Annotated in this window: 20 protein-coding genes; 5 read left to right on the forward strand and 15 right to left on the reverse strand. The window is 71.0% G+C overall.

The features are described from left to right. Positions 1-363: 363 nt before the first annotated feature. Complete coding sequence (locus OHA73_RS20340) at positions 364-3414, forward strand: NACHT domain-containing protein (protein WP_327655776.1); 3051 nt, start codon at positions 364-366, stop codon at positions 3412-3414. Positions 3415-3492: 78 nt separating this feature from the next. Here the strand turns inward: OHA73_RS20340 and OHA73_RS20345 are convergent, their stop codons facing one another. Further along, complete coding sequence (locus tag OHA73_RS20345) at positions 3493-6021, reverse strand: ATP-dependent Clp protease ATP-binding subunit (RefSeq protein WP_266711304.1); 2529 nt, start codon at positions 6019-6021, stop codon at positions 3493-3495. Positions 6022-6451: 430 nt separating this feature from the next. Between OHA73_RS20345 and OHA73_RS20350 the strand changes: the two genes are divergently transcribed. Continuing rightward, positions 6452-7099 (forward strand): SCO3374 family protein, encoded by a 648-nt coding sequence (locus OHA73_RS20350; protein WP_267072868.1) that lies wholly within the window; start codon positions 6452-6454, stop codon positions 7097-7099. On the opposite strand, the gene OHA73_RS20355 is transcribed toward OHA73_RS20350, so the two are convergent. The 10 genes from OHA73_RS20355 to OHA73_RS20400 form a co-directional block, all read right to left on the reverse strand. After that, complete coding sequence (locus OHA73_RS20355) at positions 7078-7413, reverse strand: histone-like nucleoid-structuring protein Lsr2 (protein WP_266711306.1); 336 nt, start codon at positions 7411-7413, stop codon at positions 7078-7080. The genes OHA73_RS20350 and OHA73_RS20355 overlap by 22 nt on opposite strands. Before the next feature lie 249 nt (positions 7414-7662). Next, positions 7663-8223, reverse strand: coding sequence for an amino-acid N-acetyltransferase (locus tag OHA73_RS20360; RefSeq protein ID WP_266711307.1), 561 nt, complete (start codon positions 8221-8223; stop codon positions 7663-7665). 9 nt (positions 8224-8232) lie between these two features. Beyond that, positions 8233-8649, reverse strand: a complete 417-nt coding sequence (locus tag OHA73_RS20365; RefSeq protein WP_266711308.1) for a BlaI/MecI/CopY family transcriptional regulator — start codon at positions 8647-8649, stop codon at positions 8233-8235. A gap of 123 nt (positions 8650-8772) precedes the next feature. Beyond that, entirely contained in the window at positions 8773-8961 is a 189-nt protein-coding gene (locus OHA73_RS20370; RefSeq protein ID WP_266711309.1) for a hypothetical protein, read from the reverse strand. A 13-nt stretch (positions 8962-8974) separates the two neighbouring features. Then, a complete protein-coding gene (locus OHA73_RS20375) occupies positions 8975-9574 on the reverse strand; it encodes a hypothetical protein (RefSeq protein ID WP_327655777.1) in 600 nt (199 codons plus the stop codon). Positions 9575-9649: 75 nt separating this feature from the next. Next, a complete protein-coding gene (locus OHA73_RS20380) occupies positions 9650-10447 on the reverse strand; it encodes a type III pantothenate kinase (RefSeq protein ID WP_266711311.1) in 798 nt (265 codons plus the stop codon). Continuing rightward, positions 10447-11448 carry a carboxylating nicotinate-nucleotide diphosphorylase gene (nadC, locus tag OHA73_RS20385; protein WP_327655778.1) on the reverse strand — a complete coding sequence of 334 codons (1002 nt, stop codon included), beginning with the start codon at positions 11446-11448 and terminating at the stop codon, positions 10447-10449. Before nadC ends, OHA73_RS20380 begins: the two co-directional genes overlap by 1 nt. Then, positions 11445-13160 carry an L-aspartate oxidase gene (locus OHA73_RS20390; protein ID WP_327655779.1) on the reverse strand — a complete coding sequence of 572 codons (1716 nt, stop codon included), beginning with the start codon at positions 13158-13160 and terminating at the stop codon, positions 11445-11447. The genes nadC and OHA73_RS20390 overlap by 4 nt, the downstream gene beginning before the upstream one ends. Further along, positions 13160-14116, reverse strand: coding sequence for a pantoate--beta-alanine ligase (gene panC, locus OHA73_RS20395; RefSeq protein WP_327658493.1), 957 nt, complete (start codon positions 14114-14116; stop codon positions 13160-13162). Before panC ends, OHA73_RS20390 begins: the two co-directional genes overlap by 1 nt. 80 nt (positions 14117-14196) lie before the next feature. After that, positions 14197-15096 carry a Rossmann-like and DUF2520 domain-containing protein gene (locus tag OHA73_RS20400; protein WP_327655780.1) on the reverse strand — a complete coding sequence of 300 codons (900 nt, stop codon included), beginning with the start codon at positions 15094-15096 and terminating at the stop codon, positions 14197-14199. Positions 15097-15266: 170 nt separating this feature from the next. Here OHA73_RS20400 and OHA73_RS20405 point away from each other — a divergent pair, with 170 nt between their 5' ends. Next, a complete protein-coding gene (locus OHA73_RS20405) occupies positions 15267-16427 on the forward strand; it encodes a threonine aldolase family protein (RefSeq protein WP_327655781.1) in 1161 nt (386 codons plus the stop codon). A gap of 72 nt (positions 16428-16499) precedes the next feature. Here OHA73_RS20405 and OHA73_RS20410 read toward each other — a convergent pair whose 3' ends face one another. Beyond that, on the reverse strand, positions 16500-16736 hold the full coding sequence (locus OHA73_RS20410) for a hypothetical protein (RefSeq protein WP_266711316.1): 237 nt from the start codon (positions 16734-16736) through the stop codon (positions 16500-16502). Between the two features lie 177 nt (positions 16737-16913). Here OHA73_RS20410 and OHA73_RS20415 point away from each other — a divergent pair, with 177 nt between their 5' ends. Then, positions 16914-18023, forward strand: coding sequence for a DUF5937 family protein (locus OHA73_RS20415; RefSeq protein ID WP_266711317.1), 1110 nt, complete (start codon positions 16914-16916; stop codon positions 18021-18023). A gap of 25 nt (positions 18024-18048) precedes the next feature. Here OHA73_RS20415 and OHA73_RS20420 read toward each other — a convergent pair whose 3' ends face one another. Both OHA73_RS20420 and OHA73_RS20425 read right to left on the reverse strand, forming a co-directional pair. Then, positions 18049-18723 (reverse strand): response regulator, encoded by a 675-nt coding sequence (locus OHA73_RS20420; protein WP_266711318.1) that lies wholly within the window; start codon positions 18721-18723, stop codon positions 18049-18051. 75 nt (positions 18724-18798) lie between these two features. Then, entirely contained in the window at positions 18799-20007 is a 1209-nt protein-coding gene (locus OHA73_RS20425) for a sensor histidine kinase (RefSeq protein WP_266711319.1), read from the reverse strand. Positions 20008-20135: 128 nt separating this feature from the next. Here OHA73_RS20425 and OHA73_RS20430 point away from each other — a divergent pair, with 128 nt between their 5' ends. Beyond that, positions 20136-21161: an SAM-dependent methyltransferase gene (locus OHA73_RS20430; protein ID WP_327655782.1), complete on the forward strand. Its 1026-nt coding sequence runs from the start codon at positions 20136-20138 to the stop codon at positions 21159-21161. Here the strand turns inward: OHA73_RS20430 and OHA73_RS20435 are convergent. Next, the gene (locus OHA73_RS20435) at positions 21126-22277 is read right to left on the reverse strand and encodes an NADH-quinone oxidoreductase subunit D (protein WP_266711321.1); all 1152 of its coding nucleotides are present in this window, start codon (positions 22275-22277) and stop codon (positions 21126-21128) included. The two genes, OHA73_RS20430 and OHA73_RS20435, sit on opposite strands and share 36 nt — an antisense overlap. Positions 22278-22285: the final 8 nt, after the last annotated feature.

Below are 22285 nucleotides of genomic sequence, written 5' to 3' on the forward strand. Positions count from 1 at the left end.
CCGGCCATCCCTTGGTAACCCCACCGCCCATCGCCGCCCAAAACGCCCATCTACGACATGTCTTCGTAGACCCACTCCGAGGGTCGTTCCGACCGGACCGCCGCCAGGTCGGGACGAAAGACGCCCGATTTATGCCCTCATCCCTGGTTTAAGCCCACTTCATCGCCGTAAGCCCGGACCGGGCGGGCACACCTCTCCAACCAAACAGACAAATCACTAGAACCCCTCAATCGCGTAACGACCTACCCAGACCCCCCTCATCCCACTATTTCCGTTAGTACGTGACGCACGTCCTGTGCGGCAAGTCACCGACCGGCAAGATCCAACCCCCCGCGGATGTGACCGGGGCTACGCTCCCGAACCATGGATCCCGCTGCCCTCGGCACCCGTCTGGCATCGAGCGTGATCGCCCCGGCGCTCAAGAAACTCCTCGTCCAGGAGGGCCCGGGAGCGGGCCTGACGGACAAGCCGGTACGCATCTCCGGCCTGGTCTCCTTCCGGGGCGAGAAGCGCACCCTTACGGAGGCGGACCTCGAACGGCTCGCCCGCAAGCTGGTCGACGCGGCGGTGGCCGGGCCCGGCGAGCCCCCGTTCCCGTACGAGGAGCAGGAACCGGTCGTCCTCGCCCTGGCCCGCACCCTGCATGCGCTCGGCGACCTGACCATGGACGACGTCCAGGCGGTCCGCCTCGGCCCGCGCGCCCTGGCACACGCCCTGCGCCGCGCGGCGCCCACACCGGAGCTCTCGGCCGACGCGACGTACTTCCTCGACTCGCTCACGGAGTGGTCCTGCGTCCACATCCTGCACTTCTTCACGCAGCGGTCGACCTTTGTGGCGCGGACGCTGGTGGAGCAGAGCCGGGGGCAGGCCGAGGCCCTCGCCAAGACCGACGAGTTGATCGCCCGTACACCGCCCGCCGACGCGGCCGACACCGCCTTCGAGGAGCGCTACGCCCGGCACATCACCGACCGCCACCGGCATCTGACCATCTACGGCATCGACCTGCTCGAGGCCCCCGAGCGCTGGCCCCTGGACGTGGCGTATCTGAGCCTGGAGGCGACAGCGGCGCCGACCGAGGCCTTCGACGAGGCGACCGGGGCACCCGCCGCCGCGACCGTCCGCATCCGCGCGGAGGAGGCGTTCGACACGGATCCGGACCGGGGCCAGGTGCTGCTGCGCGGCGACGCGGGATCCGGCAAGACGACACTCATCCAGTGGCTGGCGACCCGGGCCGCCGCGGACGGGGACCGGATCCCGTTCGTGCTGCCGCTGCGCACCCTGGCGGGGGGACCGTTGCCCGCCCCCGACGCGTTCCTGACGACGGTGTCCTGCCCGCTCACCGCGCCCGAGGGGTGGGTGGGCCGCGTCCTCGCCGCCTCCCGCGCCCTGGTCATGGTGGACGGCCTGGACGAGATCCCCACCGCCGACCGCCACCGGGTGCGCGACTGGCTGCGCGGCCTCGTCGCCGCGTACCCCGGCAACCGCTGGCTGCTCACCTCACGCCCCACCGCCGTACGGTCCGACTGGCTCGCCGACAGTGACTTCCGCGAGGTCCTGCTGCCGCCGATGCGCTCCGCCGACGTCGCCACCTTCGTGCACCGCTGGCACACGGCGGCCGACGCCCTCCCCTACGAGGCGCCGCTCCTGGACTCGCTGCGCACCAAACGCGATCTGGCCCGCCTCGCCACCAATCCCCTGATGTGCGGCCTGATCTGCGCGCTGCACCGCGAACGACGCGGCTATCTGCCCACCGGCCGCAAGGAGTTGTACGACGCGGCGCTGACGATGCTGCTGGCCCGGCGCGACCGGGAGCGCGGGATGGCCGTGCCCGAGCTGAGCGAGGAGGCCCAGGCCGACCTCCTCCAGCACCTCGCGTACGCCCTCGTCCTCAGCGGCCGCACCGAGATGAACCGCGAGCACGCCATCGGCGCGCTGGAGCGCCGGCTGCCCGCCGTGGCCTCGGCGGCGGCGCACGGCGACGCGGCGGCCGTGCTGCGCACCCTGCTGCTCCGCAGCGGCCTGCTACGCGAACCCGCCGACGACACGGTCGACTTCGCGCACCGCACCTTCCAGGACTATCTGGCCGCCCGCTACGCCGTGGAGGAGGGCCACGCGCTTCCCTTCGTGCAGCGCCTCGCGGACGATCCCCAGGGCGAGGACGCGATCCGCATGACGGTCGCCCACGCCCGCCCCGGCGAACGCGCCCAGCTGCTGCGGGACTTGCTCTCCTACGGCACTGCGCGCCTCACCCTCCTCGCGCTCGCCTGTCTGGAACATGCGACGGCCCTGGATCCCTCGGTGCGTGCCGAGGTGGAGCGGGCGGCCGGGGAGCTGATCCCGCCTAGCACCCCCGAGGCCGCCCACGAACTGGCAGAAGCGGGCCCGCTGGCCCTGGAGCTGCTGCCGGGCCCTGACGGACTCGCCGACGCGGAGGCATACGGGGTCGTGATCACGGCCTCACTCCTCGGCAGCGCCGAACCGGCGGGCTCACTCGGGGTGCTGCGCCGCTTCCGGGCCCACCCGTCGTTCGACGTACGGCGTCAACTGGCGGGAACCTGGCGCCGGTTCCCCACGCGGGAGTACGCGGCGGAGGTGCTCGACCACCTGGAGCGCGACAGCCTGTTCGTCACCTGCGAGACCGACGAGCAGCGCGCGGCACTGGCGGGGATGCGGCCCTGGCACCAGCTGGAATTCCGCGGCCCGCACGCGCTGCCCGACGTGGTCGCCGCGATCCCGGCCCCGGACACCGTGAACCTCGTCTACTTCCAGGACAACCCGCTGGCCGGGGATCTCGGCGCCCTGGCCGTGCTCCCCGCCCTGACCGGGCTGTGGGCGGCGGGCTGCCCGGCCGCGCACGGGCTCGGCGCGCTGGCCGGTCTGCCGCTGACCGACCTCACGTACGACCACAGTGACTTCACGGGCCTGTCCGCCCTGAACTCGCTGCGCCGACTGTCCCTGAACGGGGAGCTCACGGCCGGATCGCTCGACGAGGCACTGCCGACCGGAGCCCCACTGGACTTCCTGTTCCTGGGCGGTGACGCCGCCCGCGACACCGGCCTGCGCGGCCTCGGCGCCTGGCCCACGCTGACCACCCTGAGCCTCGGCCGGCTCACGGCCGCGCCGACCGCCGAGGACTGGCGCCACGTCGTCGGGCTCCCCGCCCTGACGCACCTCTACCTGAACTCGGTCCTCTTCACCGACCACGCCGAATCCATCGAGGCCCTGCCCGAGCTCCCCGGCATCGAGGATCTGCGCCTCCCGGCCCTGCACGGCACCGAGGACCTGGGCCCCCTCCCGTACCGCCTGCCCGGCGTGCGCCGCCTCGTCCTGCAGACGGCCCCCGGCGCGGTCTTCCCACCCGAGCGGTACGCCCGGCTGTTCCCGCGCGCGCGGGTCACGGTCGACCAGCGCTGAGGCACGAAAACGGGTGGGCCCGAACCGTTCCGTCAGGAACAGCTCGGGCCCACCCGTATCAGGCTCGCCCCGGAGGGGTTACGCCTCCTTGCTCAGGTTCGGGCCGCCACCGGCAGCCGCGTCCTCGATCGGCGGAGCGTCGGGCAGTGCCGCCTTCTCCTCGCCGCGGAAGGTGAAGGTCTTGTTCTCGCCCTCGCCCTCCGTGTCCACGACCACGATGTGGCCCGGGCGCAGCTCGCCGAAGAGGATCTTCTCCGACAGGCTGTCCTCGACCTCGCGCTGGATCGTGCGCCGCAGCGGACGCGCGCCGAGCACGGGGTCGTAGCCCTTCTTGGACAGCAGCTCCTTGGCGGACTGCGAGAGCTCGATGCCCATGTCGCGGTCCTTGAGGCGCTCGTCCACCTTCGTGATCATCAGGTCGACGATCTCGAGGATGTCGTCCTGGCTGAGCTGCGGGAAGACGACGACGTCGTCGACACGGTTGAGGAACTCGGGACGGAAGTGCTGCTTGAGCTCGTCCGACACCTTGTTCTTCATGCGCTCGTAGTTGGACTTCGAGTCACCCATGGCCGCGAAGCCCAGGTTGAAGCCCTTCGAGATGTCACGGGTTCCAAGGTTGGTCGTCATGATGATGACCGTGTTCTTGAAGTCCACGACGCGACCCTGGGAGTCGGTCAGGCGACCGTCCTCCAGAATCTGCAGCAGCGAGTTGAAGATGTCCGGGTGAGCCTTTTCGACCTCGTCGAAGAGAACCACCGAGAACGGCTTGCGCCGCACCTTCTCCGTCAGCTGACCGCCCTCTTCGTAGCCCACGTAACCGGGGGGCGAACCGAAGAGACGCGACACCGTGTGCTTCTCGCTGAACTCCGACATGTCGAGGGAGATCAGCGCCTCCTCGTCACCGAAGAGGAACTCGGCGAGCGCCTTGGACAGCTCGGTCTTACCGACACCGGACGGACCGGCGAAGATGAACGAACCACCCGGACGCTTCGGGTCCTTCAGACCGGCCCGCGTACGGCGGATCGCCCGCGAGAGCGCCTTGACGGCGTCCTTCTGGCCGATGACCCGCTTGTGGAGCTCGTCCTCCATGCGCAGCAGACGCGAGGACTCCTCCTCGGTCAGCTTGAAGACCGGAATGCCGGTGGCGGTCGCGAGGACCTCGGCGATCAGATCGCCGTCGACCTCGGCGACGACGTCCATGTCGCCGGCCTTCCATTCCTTCTCGCGCTTGGCCTTCGCGGCGAGCAGCTGCTTCTCCTTGTCGCGGAGAGAGGCCGCCTTCTCGAAGTCCTGGGAGTCGATGGCCGACTCCTTGTCGCGACGCACGCCCGCGATCTTCTCGTCGAACTCGCGGAGGTCCGGCGGCGCGGTCATCCGACGGATGCGCATCCGGGAACCGGCCTCGTCGATCAGGTCGATCGCCTTGTCCGGCAGGAAGCGGTCCGAGATGTACCGGTCGGCCAGCGTCGCGGCCTGGACGAGGGCCTCGTCCGTGATCGAGACGCGGTGGTGGGCCTCGTAGCGGTCACGGAGACCCTTGAGGATCTCGATCGTGTGCGGCAGCGACGGCTCCGCGACCTGGATCGGCTGGAAGCGGCGCTCGAGGGCCGCGTCCTTCTCCAGGTGCTTGCGGTACTCGTCGAGCGTCGTCGCACCGATGGTCTGCAGCTCACCGCGGGCCAGCATCGGCTTCAGGATCGAAGCGGCGTCGATGGCACCTTCCGCGGCACCCGCACCGACCAGCGTGTGCAGCTCGTCGATGAACAGGATGATGTCGCCGCGGGTGCGGATCTCCTTGAGCACCTTCTTGAGGCGCTCCTCGAAGTCACCGCGGTAGCGGGAGCCGGCGACCAGCGCGCCGAGGTCAAGCGTGTAGAGGTGCTTGTCCTTCAGCGTCTCGGGCACCTCGCCCTTGACGATCGCCTGGGCCAGTCCCTCGACGACCGCCGTCTTGCCGACGCCGGGCTCACCGATCAGGACCGGGTTGTTCTTGGTCCGGCGCGACAGGACCTGCATGACGCGCTCGATCTCCTTCTCGCGCCCGATCACCGGGTCGAGCTTGGTCTCACGAGCGGCCTGCGTCAGGTTGCGGCCGAACTGGTCGAGCACCAGGGACGTGGAGGGCGTGCCCTCGGCAGGACCGCCACTGGCGCCGGCGGTCTCCTTGCCCTGGTAACCGGAGAGCAGCTGGATGACCTGCTGCCGCACCCGGTTGAGGTCTGCTCCCAGCTTGACCAGGACCTGGGCGGCGACGCCCTCGCCCTCACGGATCAGGCCGAGCAGGATGTGCTCCGTGCCGATGTAGTTGTGGCCCAGCTGAAGGGCCTCGCGGAGCGACAGCTCCAGGACCTTCTTGGCACGGGGGGTGAAGGGGATGTGCCCGGACGGGGCCTGCTGGCCCTGACCGATGATCTCCTCCACCTGCTGGCGGACCGCCTCGAGCGAAATCCCGAGGCTCTCCAGGGCCTTAGCGGCGACACCCTCGCCCTCGTGGATCAAACCCAGGAGGATGTGCTCGGTGCCGATGTAATTGTGGTTGAGCATCCGGGCTTCTTCCTGAGCCAGGACGACAACCCGCCGCGCGCGGTCGGTGAACCTCTCGAACATCGTTAATCGCTCCTCAGAGCGGTCAGGCAGTTAGGGGTCGGTCCCCTCCCTGTCCTTCCGCAGCTTAGTCCCGCAAGCGGGGACCGCTCATTCCATCTGCCGACACCCGTTCATGGTCTCCTGCCCCGAACGCCGACAACTGCTCCAACCCGATGGTGCGAGACGATGTTCCCGCAGGCCAGGCAGATACCCCCACCATCAGTACGCCGATGGCGAACGCGGGCTGCCCGTCCTGCACGTGTCGCCCCTCCCACTAGGGATGTCTTACCCGTAAGGACTGACACTCCATGCGGCGCACCCCGGTTCCCTCCGCTACGGGCGAACAACTTTGCGCCGCCCAGCGCTCCCGTACGCCCCTTTTCCGGACACACTACGCATGCAGTCGGCGACGGTGCGTAACCCCGAAGCGTCGGTGGCTGTTGCTCCTGGCATGGTCACCACCTCCGGCACGACCGTTCCCGCTCCCCGGCACCCGCTGACCGACACCGGACGCGATCCGGTTCGGCGGTGGTACGAGGACGAGCTCGGCTGGGCGACCGCGCCCGGCCCCGACGGCGCACTGCTCCACACCGGGCTGCGCTTCGACGTCCTGGAGGTGCCGGCCGACGCCGGCTTCGCGATGCTGCGCAGACTCGATCCCCGGTCACCGGTGGCCGTGCGCGGGGAAACGATGCGGCTGCTGGTCGCCGCGGGCAGCGCGGACGAGCTGCCGGGGCTGCTCGACTGGCTGGAGTGGGGGGCACTGCCCCTGGACCTCGTGGCCGTCGGGGCGGGCGGTCTCATCGACGCGCCGACGCCTCCGGGGTGGTCCGGCTCGCAGGAGGCCGCCGTCTGGGTGCGGCCCCCCGAGCCCGGCTGCGAGGTGGAACCGGTGCTGCCGGCCCTGACGAGCCTGACGGCCGTCTCGACCTGGTCGGTCGTGGGGGGCGGTGGGGGCGCCCCCGATCTCGTACGCCTCGTGGACACGGCGGCGACACACTGCCACCGGGCCCGGCTGCGTCGCGGCGCGGCTGCGCCGGCGACCACGTCAACAAAGCGACCAATGCGGCCGTCCCGTCAGCCGTTGGCCTTCTCGTAGGCCTCACGGATCGACTGGGGAACCCGGCCGCGGTCGTTGACCTCGTAGCCGTTCTCCTTCGCCCACGCACGGATCTGCGCGGTGTCCTGGTTGCCACCGCCGGACGTGGCGCGCGCCTTGCCCCGGCCGCTCGAGCGGCCACCGGTGCGACGACCGCCCTTGAGGTACGGCTCGAGGAGGCCACGGAGCTTGTCCGCATTGGCGGTGGTGAGGTCGATCTCGTACGACTTACCGTCGAGCGCGAACGTCACGGTCTCGTCCGCCTCGCCACCGTCGAGGTCATCGACAAGAAGGACCTGAACCTTCTGTGCCACCGGATTTCCTTTCATCGAAATCTGAAGGGCGGCCCCGCGACCACGGCCGCTGATTCGCCGTCCCCTTGTTATATGCAGTACTGCAGTACGTCGGAAAGCAAACCGCTTTTGCCCGAAAAACACAAACCCCTGGCTGAGATCGGGTAGAGATCCCGGAGTTGAACACTGCCCGCCCGACCCAAAAACATGCGCGATTCGGACATAGGGAACCGTTGCAAGCACGCATGCCGGAATAGCGCCCGGCGGCGATCACAGATGCAGAAGCATCCGGCTGTTGCCCAAGGTGTTCGGTTTCACTCGTTCGAGACCGAGGAACTCTGCTACGCCCTCGTCATAGGAACGCAGCAGCTCACTGTAGACATCGGTGTCGACCGTATCGACAGGTGTCTCACCGATCTCCACGAAGGCGTGCTTGGCGAAGAACTCGACTTCGAAGGTGAGGCAGAAAACTCGCCGAACACCGATCCAACGCGCGGTCTGAAGAAGCTTCTCGAGCAGAAGATGTCCGACACCGGACCCCTTGACCTGCGGATCCACCGCGAGCGTGCGGACTTCCGCGAGGTCTTCCCACATGACGTGCAGTGCGCCGCAGCCGACGACCGCGGCGTTGTCGTCGCGTTCCGCGACCCAGAACTCCTGGATGTCCTCGTAAAGCGTCACAGTGGCTTTGTCGAGCAGGATCCCCTGTCGGCTGTACGCGTCGAGCAGGCGGCGCACCTCCGGCACATCGGCCGTCCTCGCCCTGCGTACGGTGACTGCTTTACGGGTCGATTCGACGGGTGACGCGACTTCGGGGAGCTCTGCTGGCATGTCCGGACGCTATCGCCCGGCTCCGTCGCCCGCTTCCTCGGGGGCCGAGGGGACTTCGGCCGGTAGTTCGGGCGAGACGATCCGCATGGCATCCCTGAGTGCCTCGCGCTGTCCCTGCGACATCATCCCGAAGAACGCGACGAGGGCCGCGGCCGGGTTGTCGCTCTGCGCCCAGGCCTCGTTCATCAGCGCGGCCGAGTACGCGGCCCGTGTGGAGACCGCCTCATATCTATAGGCCCGGCCTTCCGCTTCGCGGCGCACCCAGCCCTTCTGATGGAGATTGTCCAATACGGTCATGACGGTTGTGTAGGCGATGGACCGTTCCTGTTGGAGGTCCTCCAGGACTTCCCTCACGGTGACCGGGCGGTTCCACTTCCACACCCGCGTCATCACTGCGTCTTCGAGTTCTCCCAAGGGGCGCGGCACGTGAAGCACAATAGTGGGAGAAGTCGGTAATTCAACGTGGGACGTGGCGACGATCGCCAAGCAATGACAAAAGGGGCGCCCGGTGGGCGCCCCTCACTGCCGATTCCGTACCGGTCGCGCCGCTCAGGCGGTCGCGTCCCGCTGCGGGCCGCCACCCTGCCGGGCGGACTCGGCGCGCGCGATGGCGGCGTCGACGGCCGCGTCTTCCTTGGCCTTCTTGTCGCCGCCCTGCGACTTCACGATGGTCACGATCAGACCGATGAAGAACGCGGCCATCACGACCGGGGGCACGAGCGCGGAGACGTAGTCCATGCCCCCAGAGTAGCTACCCGACGGCCAGTCGTTGCGACGGGGCCGGGGGTTGGGCGGGGCGGCGCTTCGGGGGGAAGACCTCGGCGGGGGTGGGGACCGGGCGCTGCGGTGTTTCGGGGGCCGGCTTGGCGGGCTTGCCGCTGTCCGCCGCCGACAGGCCGCCGGGCAGGGCGAGCAGGTGGGTGCGGGAGGCCGGGACGCGGGGCCGGTACAGCGCGTCGAACTTGTCGCGTACGCCCTGTTCGGCCAGGTCGTGGCAGCGGGCGAGGAGGGCCACCGCGGCCGGGTTCGCGGGCAGCGCGCGCAGCGCCGAGAGGTCATCGGCGCCGGGCTTGTGGCCCGCCTCCAGAGCCTCCTTGAGGAGGCTCAGATAGCCGGGGGCGGAGCCGGGCAGGGCGGCCCGGTAGCGGTCGAGGTCGGCGCGGAGGAAGGCGCGCATGCGGATGCCTTCCCGGCTCGCTTCGTCGAGCGACTCCGCGAGTCGCAGGCAGGCCCGGACATCCTCGTCCGAGGCGGGGCTGGGATGGAGGGCGAGGGCGAGGGCGCGTCGGAGCACACGCAGCTCTTCTGCACCGAACGCCAGGCCGCCGCGGTTTCCGTAGGGCGTGGGCATGAAATGACGGTACGGCCTATTACGGACAAATCGGCTTAACCGGCAATTTCCGGGCGCGCCCCGTCGCTCTGTCCCTCAGAGCCGCGAGACGTTCCGCTCGTAGACCAGGCGCAGCCCGATCAGCGTCAGCCACGGCTCGTGCTCGTCGATCACGGTGGCCTCGCCGAGGACCATCGGCGCGAGCCCGCCCGTCGCGATGACGGTCACGTCGTCCGGGTCGTCCGCGAGCTCCTTCGCCATCCGGTTCACGACCCCGTCGACCTGGCCCGCGAACCCGTAGACGATGCCCGCCTGCATCGCCTCGACCGTGTTCTTGCCGATGACGCTGCGCGGCCTGGCCAGCTCGATCTTGCGCAGCTGGGCGCCGCGCATGCCGAGCGCCTCGACCGAGATCTCGATGCCGGGCGCGATCACGCCGCCCGCGTACTCGCCGCGCGCGGACACCGCGTCGAAGGTCGTGGCCGTGCCGAAGTCCACGACGATCGCGGGGCCGCCGAACATCTCGACGGCCGCGACCGCGTTGATGATCCGGTCGGCGCCGACCTCCTTGGGGTTGTCCATGAGGATCGGCACACCGGTCTTGATGCCGGGTTCGACCAGCACGGCGGGTACGTCGCCGTAGTAGCGGCGGGTGACCTCGCGCAGCTCGTGCAGGACCGAGGGGACGGTCGAGCAGATGGCGATGCCGTCGATGCCGTCGCCCAGTTCGTCGCCGAGCAGCGGGTGCATGCCCATCAGGCCCTTGAGCAGGACGGCGAGTTCGTCGGCTGTCTTGCGCGCGTCCGTGGAGATGCGCCAGTGCTCGATGATCTCCTCGCCGTCGAACAGACCGAGGACGGTGTGGGTGTTGCCCACGTCGATGGTGAGCAGCATCAGGCGTCCGCCTCGCGCAGGTCGAGGCCGATGTCGAGGATCGGCGAGGAGTGGGTCAGGGCTCCTACGGCGAGGTAGTCGACGCCCGTCTTCGCATACGTAGCGGCGTTTTCCAGAGTGAGGCGGCCCGACGACTCCAGGAGCGCGCGGCCGTCCGTGATCGCCACGGCCTCCTCCGTCTCACCGGGCGTGAAGTTGTCCAGGAGGATCAGGTCGGCGCCCGCGTCGAGCACCTCGCGCAGCTGGTGCAGGGTGTCGACCTCGACCTCGATCGGCAGACCGGGGAAGCGCTCGCGCACGGCCTGGAAGGCCTGGGCCACGCCGCCGGCCGCGACCACGTGGTTGTCCTTGACCAGGGCCGCGTCCGAGAGGGACATGCGGTGGTTGACGCCGCCGCCCATGCGGACCGCGTACTTCTCCAGGGAGCGCAGGCCCGGGGTCGTCTTGCGGGTGTCGCGGACCTTCGCCTTCGTACCGTCCAGAACGTCCGCCCACGCGCGCGTGGCCGTCGCGATGCCGGAGAGGCGGCACATGATGTTGAGCGCCGTGCGCTCGGCGGTGAGCAGGTCGCGGGTGCGGGTCGTGACGGAGAGCAGCTTCTGGCCCGCCTCGACCCGGTCGCCGTCCTCCGCGTGCCGCTCGACCTCGAACTCGTCCGCGGCCACTACGGAGATGACCGCTTCGGCGACGCGCAGACCCGCCACGATGCCCGCCTCGCGGGCCGTGAAGTCGGCGGTGGCGACGGCCTCTTCGGGGATCGTGGCGACGGTCGTGACGTCCACGCCGCCGTCCAGGTCCTCGGTGATCGCCATGTGGGCGATGTCCTCGATCTCGACCGGGTGCAGGCCGGCGTCGAGCAGCAGCTGCGCGAGCGACGGGTCGAGGCCGCACTCCATGACGTCGGTGCCGTTCTCGTCATTGCCCTGCGCACAGCCGCAGTTGTCGCCGCAGCCGCCGCTGTCGGCGAGGGGGAGGTCGGGGGTGGCGCTCACGTCGGTCACTGCTCCTGAGGGTTTTCTGCCGTTGCCGGAAAGTCTGCCGTGGGTGTGGTGTACGTGGCCAGAGTCCTGTCCGGATTCAGGCGTACGACGATGTGGCGGCGCCACGTGGCATCGTCGCGGTCCGGGTGGTCCTCGCGCCAGTGGCAGCCACGGGTCTCCTCGCGGCGGCGCGCGGCGGCGACCAGGACGCGGGCCACGCACAGGAGGTTGGTGGCCTCCCAGGTGTCGACCCCCGGCTCGGACGTCTTGCCGTTCTCCGTAAGGGAGTTGACCGCTTCGGCGTGGATGCGGCCGAGCTGGGCGGCGGCCCCTGCGAGGGAGTCGGCGGAGCGCAGGACGCCCGCGCCCACCGTCATCACGCGCTGGATGGCGAGGCGGGCCTCCGGGGGAAGCAGCGGGTGCGTCGGGGTCTGCGGGTGCTCCACGGGCGCGGGCACGCGCGCGTGGAGGGCATCTTCCGCGTGCTGCCGCTCGATGTCGTCCGCGATGCGCTCCGCGTAGACGAGGCCTTCCAGAAGGGAGTTGGAGGCCAGCCGGTTCGCCCCGTGGACGCCCGTGCAGGCGGTCTCCCCGCACGCGTACAGGCCCGGCACCGTGGTGCGGCCGTACAGGTCGGTGCGGACGCCTCCGGAGGCGTAGTGCGCGGCCGGGGCGATCGGGATGGGCTCGGTGACCGGGTCGATGCCGTGGGCGCGGCAGGCCGCGAGGATCGTGGGGAAGCGGTGCTCCCACATGTCGGCGCCGAAGTGCCGCCCGTCGAGGTACATGTGGTCGGTGCCCTGCTCCTGCATGCGCCGCGTGATGCCCTTGGCGACGATGTCTCGGGGCGCGAGCTCGGCGAGTTCGTGCTGGCCCACCATGAAGCGCACGCCGTCCGCGTCTACTAGGTGGGCACCTTCGCCGCGTACGGCTTCGGAAACGAGCGGTTGCTGTCCTTCGGCGCCCGCGCCCAGGAACAGCACGGTCGGGTGGAACTGGACGAATTCCAGGTCGCTGACCTCGGCGCCCGCGCGCAGGGCGAGGGCCACGCCGTCGCCCGTGGACACGTGCGGGTTCGTGGTCGCGGAGAAGACCTGGCCCATGCCGCCCGTCGCGAGGACGACCGCCGGGGCGAGGACCGCGCCGACGCCGTCGTGCTGGCCCTCGCCCATGACGTGCAGGGAGACGCCGGCGGTGCGGCCCTCCGCGTCGGTCAACAGGTCCAGTACCAGGGCGTTTTCGACGGTGCGCAGTCCACGCGCGCGTACTGCTTCGACGAGTGCGCGGGAGACCTCGGCGCCCGACGCGTCGCCGCCCGCGTGCGCGATGCGGCGCCGGTGGTGGCCGCCCTCGCGCGTCAGGTCGAGCGAGCCGTCCTCGGCCTCGTCGAAGCGGGCGCCGGTCGCGATCAGGCGGCGTACGGCGCCGGGGCCCTCGGTGACCAGGGTGCGTACCGCGTCCTCGTCGCACAGGCCCACACCCGCGACGAGGGTGTCGTCCAGGTGCTGCTCGGGGGTGTCGCCCTCGCCGAGCGCCGCCGCGACGCCGCCCTGCGCCCAGCGCGTGGAGCCGTCGTCGAGGCGGGCCTTGGTGACGACGACCGTGCGCAGGCCCGCGGCCTGGCAGCGCAGCGCCGCGGTCAGGCCCGCGACTCCGGAGCCGACGACCACGACGTCCGCTTCGAGGTTCCAGCCGGGGGTGGGGGCGTGGAGCCGTATACCGGTGCTGCTCACTAGTGGCCTCCGAAGGTCAGCGGCAGATTGTCGATGAGGCGGGTGGCGCCCACCCGCGCGGCGACCGCGAGCACGGCCTCGCCCTCGAAGCCGTCGGTCACGTCGGTGAAGTCGCGGGGGTCGACGAGGGCCACGTAGTCGAGCTCGATCGGCGGCTGGAGCCGCTTGGCCTCGTCGAGGATCAGGCGGGCCGCCGCGAGGACGGCCGAGGGGCGGCCCGGGGACGCCGTGGCGACGGCGTGCGCGTCGGCGGCGGCACGGGCCTCGCCGATCCTTCCGAGCGCCTTGGCCCGCGCGCGCGGGGTCGGGCTCTCGGCGGCACGCGCGCGCAGGGCCTCCTGCGCCGCATGCCGGTCGCGGCCCGTGAACAGGGCGTCGGAGAGGGCCAGCGCGGTGCGGCGCTCGGCCGGGGACAGGTAGCGGTTGCGGGAGGAGAGCGCGAGCCCGTCGTCCTCGCGGACCGTGGGCACGGCGACGATCTCCACGTCGAAGTTCAGATCGCGCACCATGCGGCGCACCAGGGCGAGTTGCTGCGCGTCCTTCTGGCCGAAGAGGGCCACGTCCGCGCGCGTGAGGTGCAGCAGCTTGGCGACCACGGTGAGCATGCCGTCGAAGTGGCCGGGGCGCGAGGCGCCTTCGAGGCGCTCCCCCATGGGGCCCGCCGTGATGCGGACCTCGGGCTGTCCGCCCGGGTAGACCTCGTCGACGGACGGCGCGAACACGGCGTCGGCGCCCGCCTGTTCGGCGATCTTCACGTCCGCTTCCAGGGTGCGCGGATAGCGGTCGAGGTCCTCGCCCGCGCCGAACTGCAGCGGGTTCACGAAGACGGTGACGACCACTTCGCCGTCCGCCCCCGCGCGGGCCCTGGCCGCGCGGATCAAGGTCGCGTGGCCCTCGTGCAGGGCGCCCATCGTCATGACGACGACGCGCCGGCCGGTACGCGTGCGTGCCCGCATGTCCGCGCCCTTGTGGACGAGCCGCGTGTGCGACGTCTTCGTAGGGCTCGCCTTTATGGAGTCCGTGGGGCTCGTGGGGCTCATCGGGTCTCCTCCGCACCGGTCGCGAGGACACCCAGCAGGTCCTCGGCGAGCTCCGGCTTCAACAGGCCGTGCGCGAGCGCGCGGTCGGCGGTCGCACGGGCCATCGCGAGATAGCCGGCGACGGTCTGCGGCGCGTGCTTGCGCAGCTCCGTGATGTGGGCGGCGACGGTGCCCGCGTCGCCGCGCGCCACCGGGCCCGTGAGGGCCGAGTCGCCGGACCTGAGCGCGTTGTCGAGCGCCGCGCCGAGCAGCGGGCCCAGCATCCGGTCGGGAGCGCCCACGCCCGCCTCGCGGAGCAGCTCCATGGACTCGGCAACCAGGGTGACCAGGTGGTTCGCACCGAGCGCGAGGGCCGCGTGGTAGAGCGCGCGGTTCTCCTCCGCGATCCACTCGGGCTCGCCGCCCATCTCGATGACCAGGGCCTCCGCGGCCATCCGCAGCTCCTCGGGCGCGGTGACACCGAACGAGCAGCCTGCCAGCCGCTGGACGTCGACGGCGGTGCCGGTGAACGTCATCGCGGGGTGCAGCGCGAGCGGCAGTCCGCCCGCGCGCAGCGCCGGTTCGAGGACCTTGGCGCCGTACCGTCCCGAGGTGTGCACGAGCAGCTGTCCAGGGCGTACGGCGCCGGTCTCGGCGAACCCCTCGACCAGCCCCGGCAGGACGTCGTCGGGGACGGTGAGGAGCACCAGATCGGCCTGCGCGAGGACCTCGGCGGGCGGCACCAGGGGCACGTCGGGCAGCAGCGTCGCCGCCCGGCGCACGGAGGCGTCGGAGACTCCTGAGACGGCTACGGGGCGGTGCCCGGCCAGTTGCAGGGACGCGGCGAGCGCGGGACCGACACGGCCCGCACCGACGACGCCCACGGTGAGGCGGGCGGGGCGGTCCTTGGGGTCCATGGGTTCGGATCGTGGGTTCGGAGGGGGTGTTGTCACGAGGCGATGGCCTTCCGTTCCAGTCCGCTCGGGGTACCGGACGATTTCTCGTCATGTTAACGCTATCTGTGGGCACCGGGCCCGGCTGTCCACAGGCTGTGGGCAAGCGCACGCGGGTGCGCCATGATCGACAGATGGACGGAACCGCCGAGAACACTGCCACGCCCGAGAAGACGCAGCCGGAACGCCTGATCACCGCGTTGCGGGGCGCCGAGCGCAGGCTGGCAAGCAGGCCGAAGGAGGCCACGCTGGGTGAGCGGTGGGAGAGCCTGTCCGCCGCGGCGGCGGAGGCCGACCTGTCGGGCGACGTCGACATCTACGGGGACGGCGTCGTGGCCGACCTGGAGGCGAGGGTCGCCGCACTGCTCGGCAAGGAGGCGGCCGCGTTCTTCCCCACCGGCACCATGGCCCAGCAGGTCGCGCTGCGCTGCTGGGCGGGGCGTACCGGCAACTCCACGGTGGCCCTGCACCCGCTGGCGCACCCGGAGGTCCACGAGCGCGAGGCGCTGACCACGGTGGCGGGGCTGCGCACCGTGCACCCCACGCGCGCGGCGCGGCAGATCGACGCCGACGACGTGCACGACATGGGCGAGCCGTTCGGGACGCTGATGCTCGAACTGCCGCTCAGGGACGCCGGGTTCGTGCTGCCCACCTGGGAGGAGCTTGAGGAGGTCTGCGAGGCGGCACGCGCGCGTGACGCCGTGATCCACTTCGACGGGGCCCGCCTGTGGGAGACCACGGTGCACTTCGGGCGCCCGCTGGACGAGATCGCGGAGCTCGCGGACAGCGTCTACGTGTCGTTCTACAAGTCGCTCGGCGGCCTCAGCGGCGCGGTGCTCGCGGGCCCGGAGTCGTTCGTCGGCGAGGCCAGGGCGTGGCGGCACCGCTACGGAGGCCAGGTCTTCCAGCAGTTCCCGCAGGCGATCGCGGCGCTGGCGGGTCTTGAGCGGGAGTTGCCGCGGCTTCCCGATTACGTGGCGCACGCGCGCGTGGTCGCGCAGGCGCTGCGGGAGGGTTTCGCCGAGGCCGGCGTCGCCGGGGCGCGGGTGTTCCCCGAGGTGCCGCACACGCACCAGTTCCGGGTCTGGCTGCCCTACGACGCCGAGCCGCTCACGGAGGCCGGGATCGCGCAGGCGCAGGAGACGCGGACGGCGTTGTTCGCGCAGTGGTCGGACGAGGGTTCGGTGCCGGGGTTCGCGACCACGGAGGTCACGGTCGCCGGGGCGGGTCTGGAGTGGGGCCCGGACGACGTCCGCGCGGCCGTCGCGGACTTCGTGGGGCGGATCCCCTCGTAGGGGACGGATCCCCTAGTAGGGGGCGGGCTCAGCAACTCGTAGGGGCGGGCTGAGCAACCTGTCGGGGCGGGCTCAGCAACCGGCGGGATGGCCGCGGCGCCCCGAGAAGCGGCGTCCCGACAGCCGGCGGGTCAAGGCCGCCCGGATCCGGCCGCGAGCCGGACGGCCGGCCACGACCGCCTTGAACCGGCGGTAGTCGCGCAGCTCCCGGAACGCGGCGACGTCGTTCAGACCGGGCGCCGGCGGGGCCGCATCGCCGCGCTGGGCGGCCCGGTAGAGGTCGATGGCGTACTGCTGGGTGACGCTCATGTCGAACACCTCGCCCTTCATCTCGCTTGTCGCGCTGTGCCCCGTAATCAGCCTGTTTGCTGCTGTTCGGGGCCGATGGGTACGAGATTGCGCCCGGCGTCGCCGCCCGGTCACGTCGATTGACGGGAGTCGTCAATCGACGGCCCGACTGTCAGTGGCGGCGTGCACCATGGGGTCATGAGCGTGAGCATCGACATCACGGGCCTGACGCCCGAGCGCATCGACGTCGTGCCCTCACCCCTGGCCGAGCTGGGCACGGCGCTGCACGCACTGTCGGAGCCCGCCCACCACCCGGGGTTGCAGGGATGGACGACGAGCGTGTCCACGCGCCTGGATCCGTGCCTCGCGGACCGGATGTGCGAGGCCGACTTCCTGTGGCGGACGACGTTCTCCGACGTCTTCATGCCGTTCGCCGGGATACCGGGGCAGCGCACACTGCCGGGTGCCACGCTCGCCGAGGACCTCGACCTGCTCGACAAGCTGTCCGACGAGCAGTTCGTGGACGCCGCCCTGGAGTTCACCTGCCAGCCGTCCTACGGGAGCCCGGACCACAACCGCCTGTCGGACCCGCGCACCCGTGAGCGCGCCCTGGACCTCGCGGCCGCACGCGGGACGCACCAACTGCGGTTCGCCCAGCGGCTCCTGGACGACCCGCCGGCCGTTCGGTCCTGGTTCCGCGAGCTGATGCAGGACTGCGACGAGGCGTTCTTCGCGGACGCGTGGCCCCGCCTGCAGCACCAGTTGGCGGCGGACGCGCGGCACAAGAAGGAGCTGTTGCGCCGCAAGGGCCTGCGGGAGGCGCTCACATCCATGTCCACGGCGGTCTCGGTGGACGAGGCGGGGCACCGCGTCACCGTCGACAAGCTCGTCGAGGGGCGTACGGCGACGGCGGCGCAGGGCGGCCTCGTCCTGCTGCCGACGAGCCTCGGCTGGCCGCACCTGATGGTGCTACACCGGCACGGCTGGCAGCCGGTGATCCACTATCCCGTGGCCTCGCCCGGCCTCACCGCACCGCCCTCCGTGGAGCAGCTGACCCGCCGGATGTCGGCGCTCGCCCACCCGACGCGCATGCGCCTGTGCCGGCACCTGGCCCGCGGCGCGTACACGACGAGCGAGCTCGCCGACGCGCACGGCATGTCCGCACCGGAGATATCCCGGCACCTGTCGGTGCTGAAGAAGGCCGAGCTGATCACGACGCGACGGCGCGGCCGCTATGTGCAGCACCAGTTGGACCTGAGCGTGGTCTCGCGCCTCGGCGGGGACTTCATCGAGGGCGTGCTCCGCTGACCGCCCCGGCCCGGGCGGCCCGGCCTCAGGCCCCGGCGCCGCCGGCCCGGACGAGCCCCGTCTCGTAGGCGAGGACGACGACCTGGACCCGGTCGCGCAGGTCGAGCTTGGTCAGGATGCGGCCCACATGGGTCTTCACCGTGGCCTCGGACAGCACCAGGCGCGCGGCGATCTCCCCGTTCGAGTGCCCCTGGGCGACCAGGACCATGACCTCGCGCTCGCGCTCGGTGAGCCGCTGGAGCCGCTTGTGCTGCGGCTGGTCGGGCCCGCTGGGCAGCATCGGGGCGAACCGGTCGAGCAGGCGCCGGGTCGTGGACGGGGCGACCACCGCGTCGCCGCTGTGCACGGCGCGGATCGCGGTGAGCAGCTCGCCGGGCGGCACGTCCTTGAGCATGAAGCCGGAGGCCCCCGCCCTGAGCCCCGAGAACGCGTACTCGTCGAGGTCGAAGGTGGTCAGGATGAGGACCTTGGGCGGGTCGGTCTCGACGCAGATCCGCCGCGTCGTCTCGACCCCGTCGAGCTTCGGCATGCGGACGTCCATGAGGACCACGTCCACGGAGGTCGAGCGCAGCACCTCCAGCGCCTCGACGCCGTCGCCCGCTTCGGCGACGACCTCCATGTCCGGCTGTGCGGCGAGCACCATCCGGAAGCCGGTGCGCAGCAGCACCTGGTCGTCGACGAGCATGACCTTGATCGACATCGGGCGGTCCTCACTTGTACGTGTCGGTGGACTTGTACGTGTCATCTGTACGCGTCATCAGTGGACTTGTACGTGTCAATGGGCGGGCTTGAGAGGCAGCAGCGCGCTGATACGGAAGCCACCGCCGGGCCGTGGTCCCGCGTCCAGCGTGCCGCCGACCATACCGACGCGCTCGCGCATCCCGATGAGGCCGTGTCCGCGGCCGTCCGGGCCCCCGTCCTCGTACAGCTCGTGCGGGGCGCCCTTGCCGTCGTCCTCGACGAGCAGGCCGAGGCCGTCGTCGAAGTAGACGAGGCGGACGCTGGCGCCCGCGTTCGGACCGGCGTGCTTACGGGTGTTGGTGAGGGCTTCCTGGACGATGCGGTACGCGGTCAGCTCGACGCCGCTGGGCAGCGGGCGCGGGGTGCCCTCCACCCTGAAGTCGACCGGGAGGCCCGCCGTGCGCACCTCGTCGACGAGCTCCTCTATCTGCTCGACGTCGGGCTGCGGAACGTACTCGCCGGCCTCCTCGTGCTCGCCGGTGCGCAGCACGCCGAGCAGCCTGCGCATCTCCGCGAGCGCCTGCCTGCCGGTGCCCGAAATGGTCTCCAGGGCCTTCTTGGCCTGGTCGGGCGCCTGGTCGAGGACGTAGGCGGCGCCGTCGGCCTGCACCACCATCACCGACACGTTGTGCGCGACGACGTCGTGCAACTCGCGTGCGATGCGCGCCCGTTCGGCCGCCACCGCGACCTTCGACTGCGCCTCGCGCTCCTTCTCCAGGCGGTTGGCGCGCTCCTCCAGCTGTGCCAGATACGCGCGTCTGGTGCGCAGCGAGTCGCCGAGCACCCAGGCGAGGGCGAACGGCACCATCTGGAAGACCGTGATGAGGATCTGGCCCGTGGTGCTGATGTCGCCGACGGTGGGCCAGCGGAGCTGGGAGAGCGGCGCCGCGAGCAGGCCGCCGATCAGGCCGAGGCGGGACGCCCAGCGCGGGCCGTTCACCGCGCACGTGTAGATGATGACCAGCATCGCGAAGTCCGACGGATTGACCTTCCCGTCGAACACCAGCTGGCCGAGGCCCGCGGCCACCGCGAGCAGCAGCATCTTGTCCGGCATCAGGCGGCGCAGCGCGACCACCACGGACATCAGGCCGGCGCAGACGAGCAGCGCCACCTCGTTCCCGTACGACGCACCGCCGGTCCCGCTGGCGCCCACCATGGTCACGGACATGCCGAAAAGAATCACGGCCCAGAAGCCGTCGACCCATGTCGGGTGTCTGCGGAGGAAGTCGTAGACGCGCTGCACGTAACCCAGAGTAGGTATGCGTGCAGCGCGCAGGGGTCAACCGGAGGGCCGATCCGGACCCGGCGCGCGTACTCCTGAAGGTGGAGACCTCCCACGGCGCATGCGCCCGGCGCACTTAGCCTTCAGGTGTGGAGAACGGACAACAGGGGGCACCGCGCGGGTGGCGCGCGGCCACCGAAGAGGCGCTGTACGGACCGGCCGGCTTCTACCGGAGGCCCGAGGGTCCTGCCGGGCATTTCCGCACGTCGGTGCATGCGTCGCCGCTGTTCGCCGGGGCCGTCGCCGAGCTGTTGTGCCGGGTGGACGCGGCCCTCGGCGAACCCGCCGATTTGGCGTTCGTCGACATGGCGGCGGGCCGCGGCGAGCTGGTTTCGCGCGTCCTACAGGTGCTGCCGGAAAAAGTGGCGCTACGCGTGCGTGCCTACGCGGTGGAGAAGGCGGAACCTCCCGCCGGGCTCGACCACCGGATCGAGTGGCGGGCCGAGCCGCCCACCGGTGTCACCGGACTCCTCTTCGCGAACGAGTGGCTCGACAACGTGCCCCTGGAGGTCGTCGAGGCGGACGCGGACGGCACGGCCCGGCTGGTCCTCGTACGCGCGGACGGCACGGAGGCCCTCGACTCGACACCCCTCGACGAGGCGTCGGCGAGCTGGCTGCGCCGGTGGTGGCCGCTGTCGCCCGAGCCGGGCCTGCGCGCCGAGGTCGGGCTGCCCCGCGACGAGGCCTGGGCGGCAGCCGTACGCACCCTGGAGCGCGGCCTGGCGGTCGCGGTGGACTACGCGCACACACGCGCCTCCCGGCCGCCCTTCGGCACGCTCACGGGCTTTCGCGAGGGCCGGGAGACGACGCCCGTGCCCGACGGTTCCTGCGACATCACGGCGCACGTGGCGCTGGACGCCTGTGCGACCGCTCCGGACGCCCGACTCCTCACGCAGCGCGCCGCCCTCCAGTCCCTCGGCGTCACCGCGGGCCGCCCGCCGCTGGCCCTCGCCTCGCGGGACCCGGCGGCGTACGTCCGGGCGCTCGCGGGAGCGGGAGAGGCGGCGGAGCTGACCGCGCGCGGCGGGCTCGGCGACTTCGGGTGGCTGGTCGAGCCGGTGGACCTCTCGGCGGACGGCCTACTTGTCGATGTCCCCGACCACGAAGAACAGTGACCCGAGGATCGCCACCATGTCGGCCACGAGCGTCCCCGGAAGCAGCTCGGTCAGCGCCTGGATGTTGTTGTACGAGGCGGAGCGCAGCTTGAGCCGGTACGGCGTCTTCTCGCCCTTGGAGACGAGGTAGTAGCCGTTGATGCCGAGCGGGTTCTCCGTCCACGCGTACGTGTGGCCCTCGGGCGCCTTGAGGACCTTCGGGAGGCGCTGGTTGACCGGGCCCTGCGGGAGATCCGCGATCCGGTCGAGGCAGGCGTCGGCGAGGTCGAGCGCGTTGTGCGCCTGCTCCAGGAGGCACTCGAACCGGGCCAGGCAGTCGCCTTCTTGTCGCGTGACGACCTTCAGGGTGTCCTGCAGCTCTCCGTAGGCGAGGTACGGCTCGTCGCGCCTGAGGTCGAAGTCGACGCCGGATGCGCGGGCGATCGGGCCGCTGACTCCGTAGGAGTGCGCGGCCTCGGCGGACAGCCTGCCCACCCCGCGCGTACGGCCCCGGAAGATCTCGTTGCCGAGGACGAGGTTGTCGTAGACGTCCATGCGGGAGCGCACGCTCGCGACGGCCGCACGCGCGCGGGAGGTCCAGCCGAGCGGCAGGTCCTCCTTGAGGCCGCCGACGCGGTTGAACATGTAGTGCATGCGCCCGCCGGAGACCTCCTCCATGACGTTCTGGAGTTCCTCGCGCTCCCGGAAGGCGTGGAAGACAGGCGTGATTCCACCTAGTTCGAGCGGGTACGAACCCAGGAACATCAGATGGTTGAGCACCCGGTTCAACTCGGCGAGCAGCGTCCGCAGCCACACGGCGCGCTCCGGTACCTCCATGCCCAGCATCCGCTCGACGGCGAGCACGACGCCCAGCTCGTTCGAGAACGCGGACAGCCAGTCGTGGCGGTTGGCGAGCATCACGATCTGTCGGTAGTCGCGCGCTTCGAAGAGCTTCTCCGCACCGCGGTGCATATAGCCGATGACCGGCTCCGCCTGCTGGATCCGCTCGCCGTCGAGCACGAGACGCAGGCGCAGCACACCATGGGTGGAGGGGTGCTGCGGACCGATGTTGAGCACCATGTCGGTGCTCTCCGCGGCACCACCGATGCCGACCGTGGCCTGAGTCGTGGGCGTCATGCCGACAG

Source organism: Streptomyces sp. NBC_00483 (assembly GCF_036013745.1).
Classification (GTDB): Bacteria; Actinomycetota; Actinomycetes; order Streptomycetales; family Streptomycetaceae; genus Streptomyces.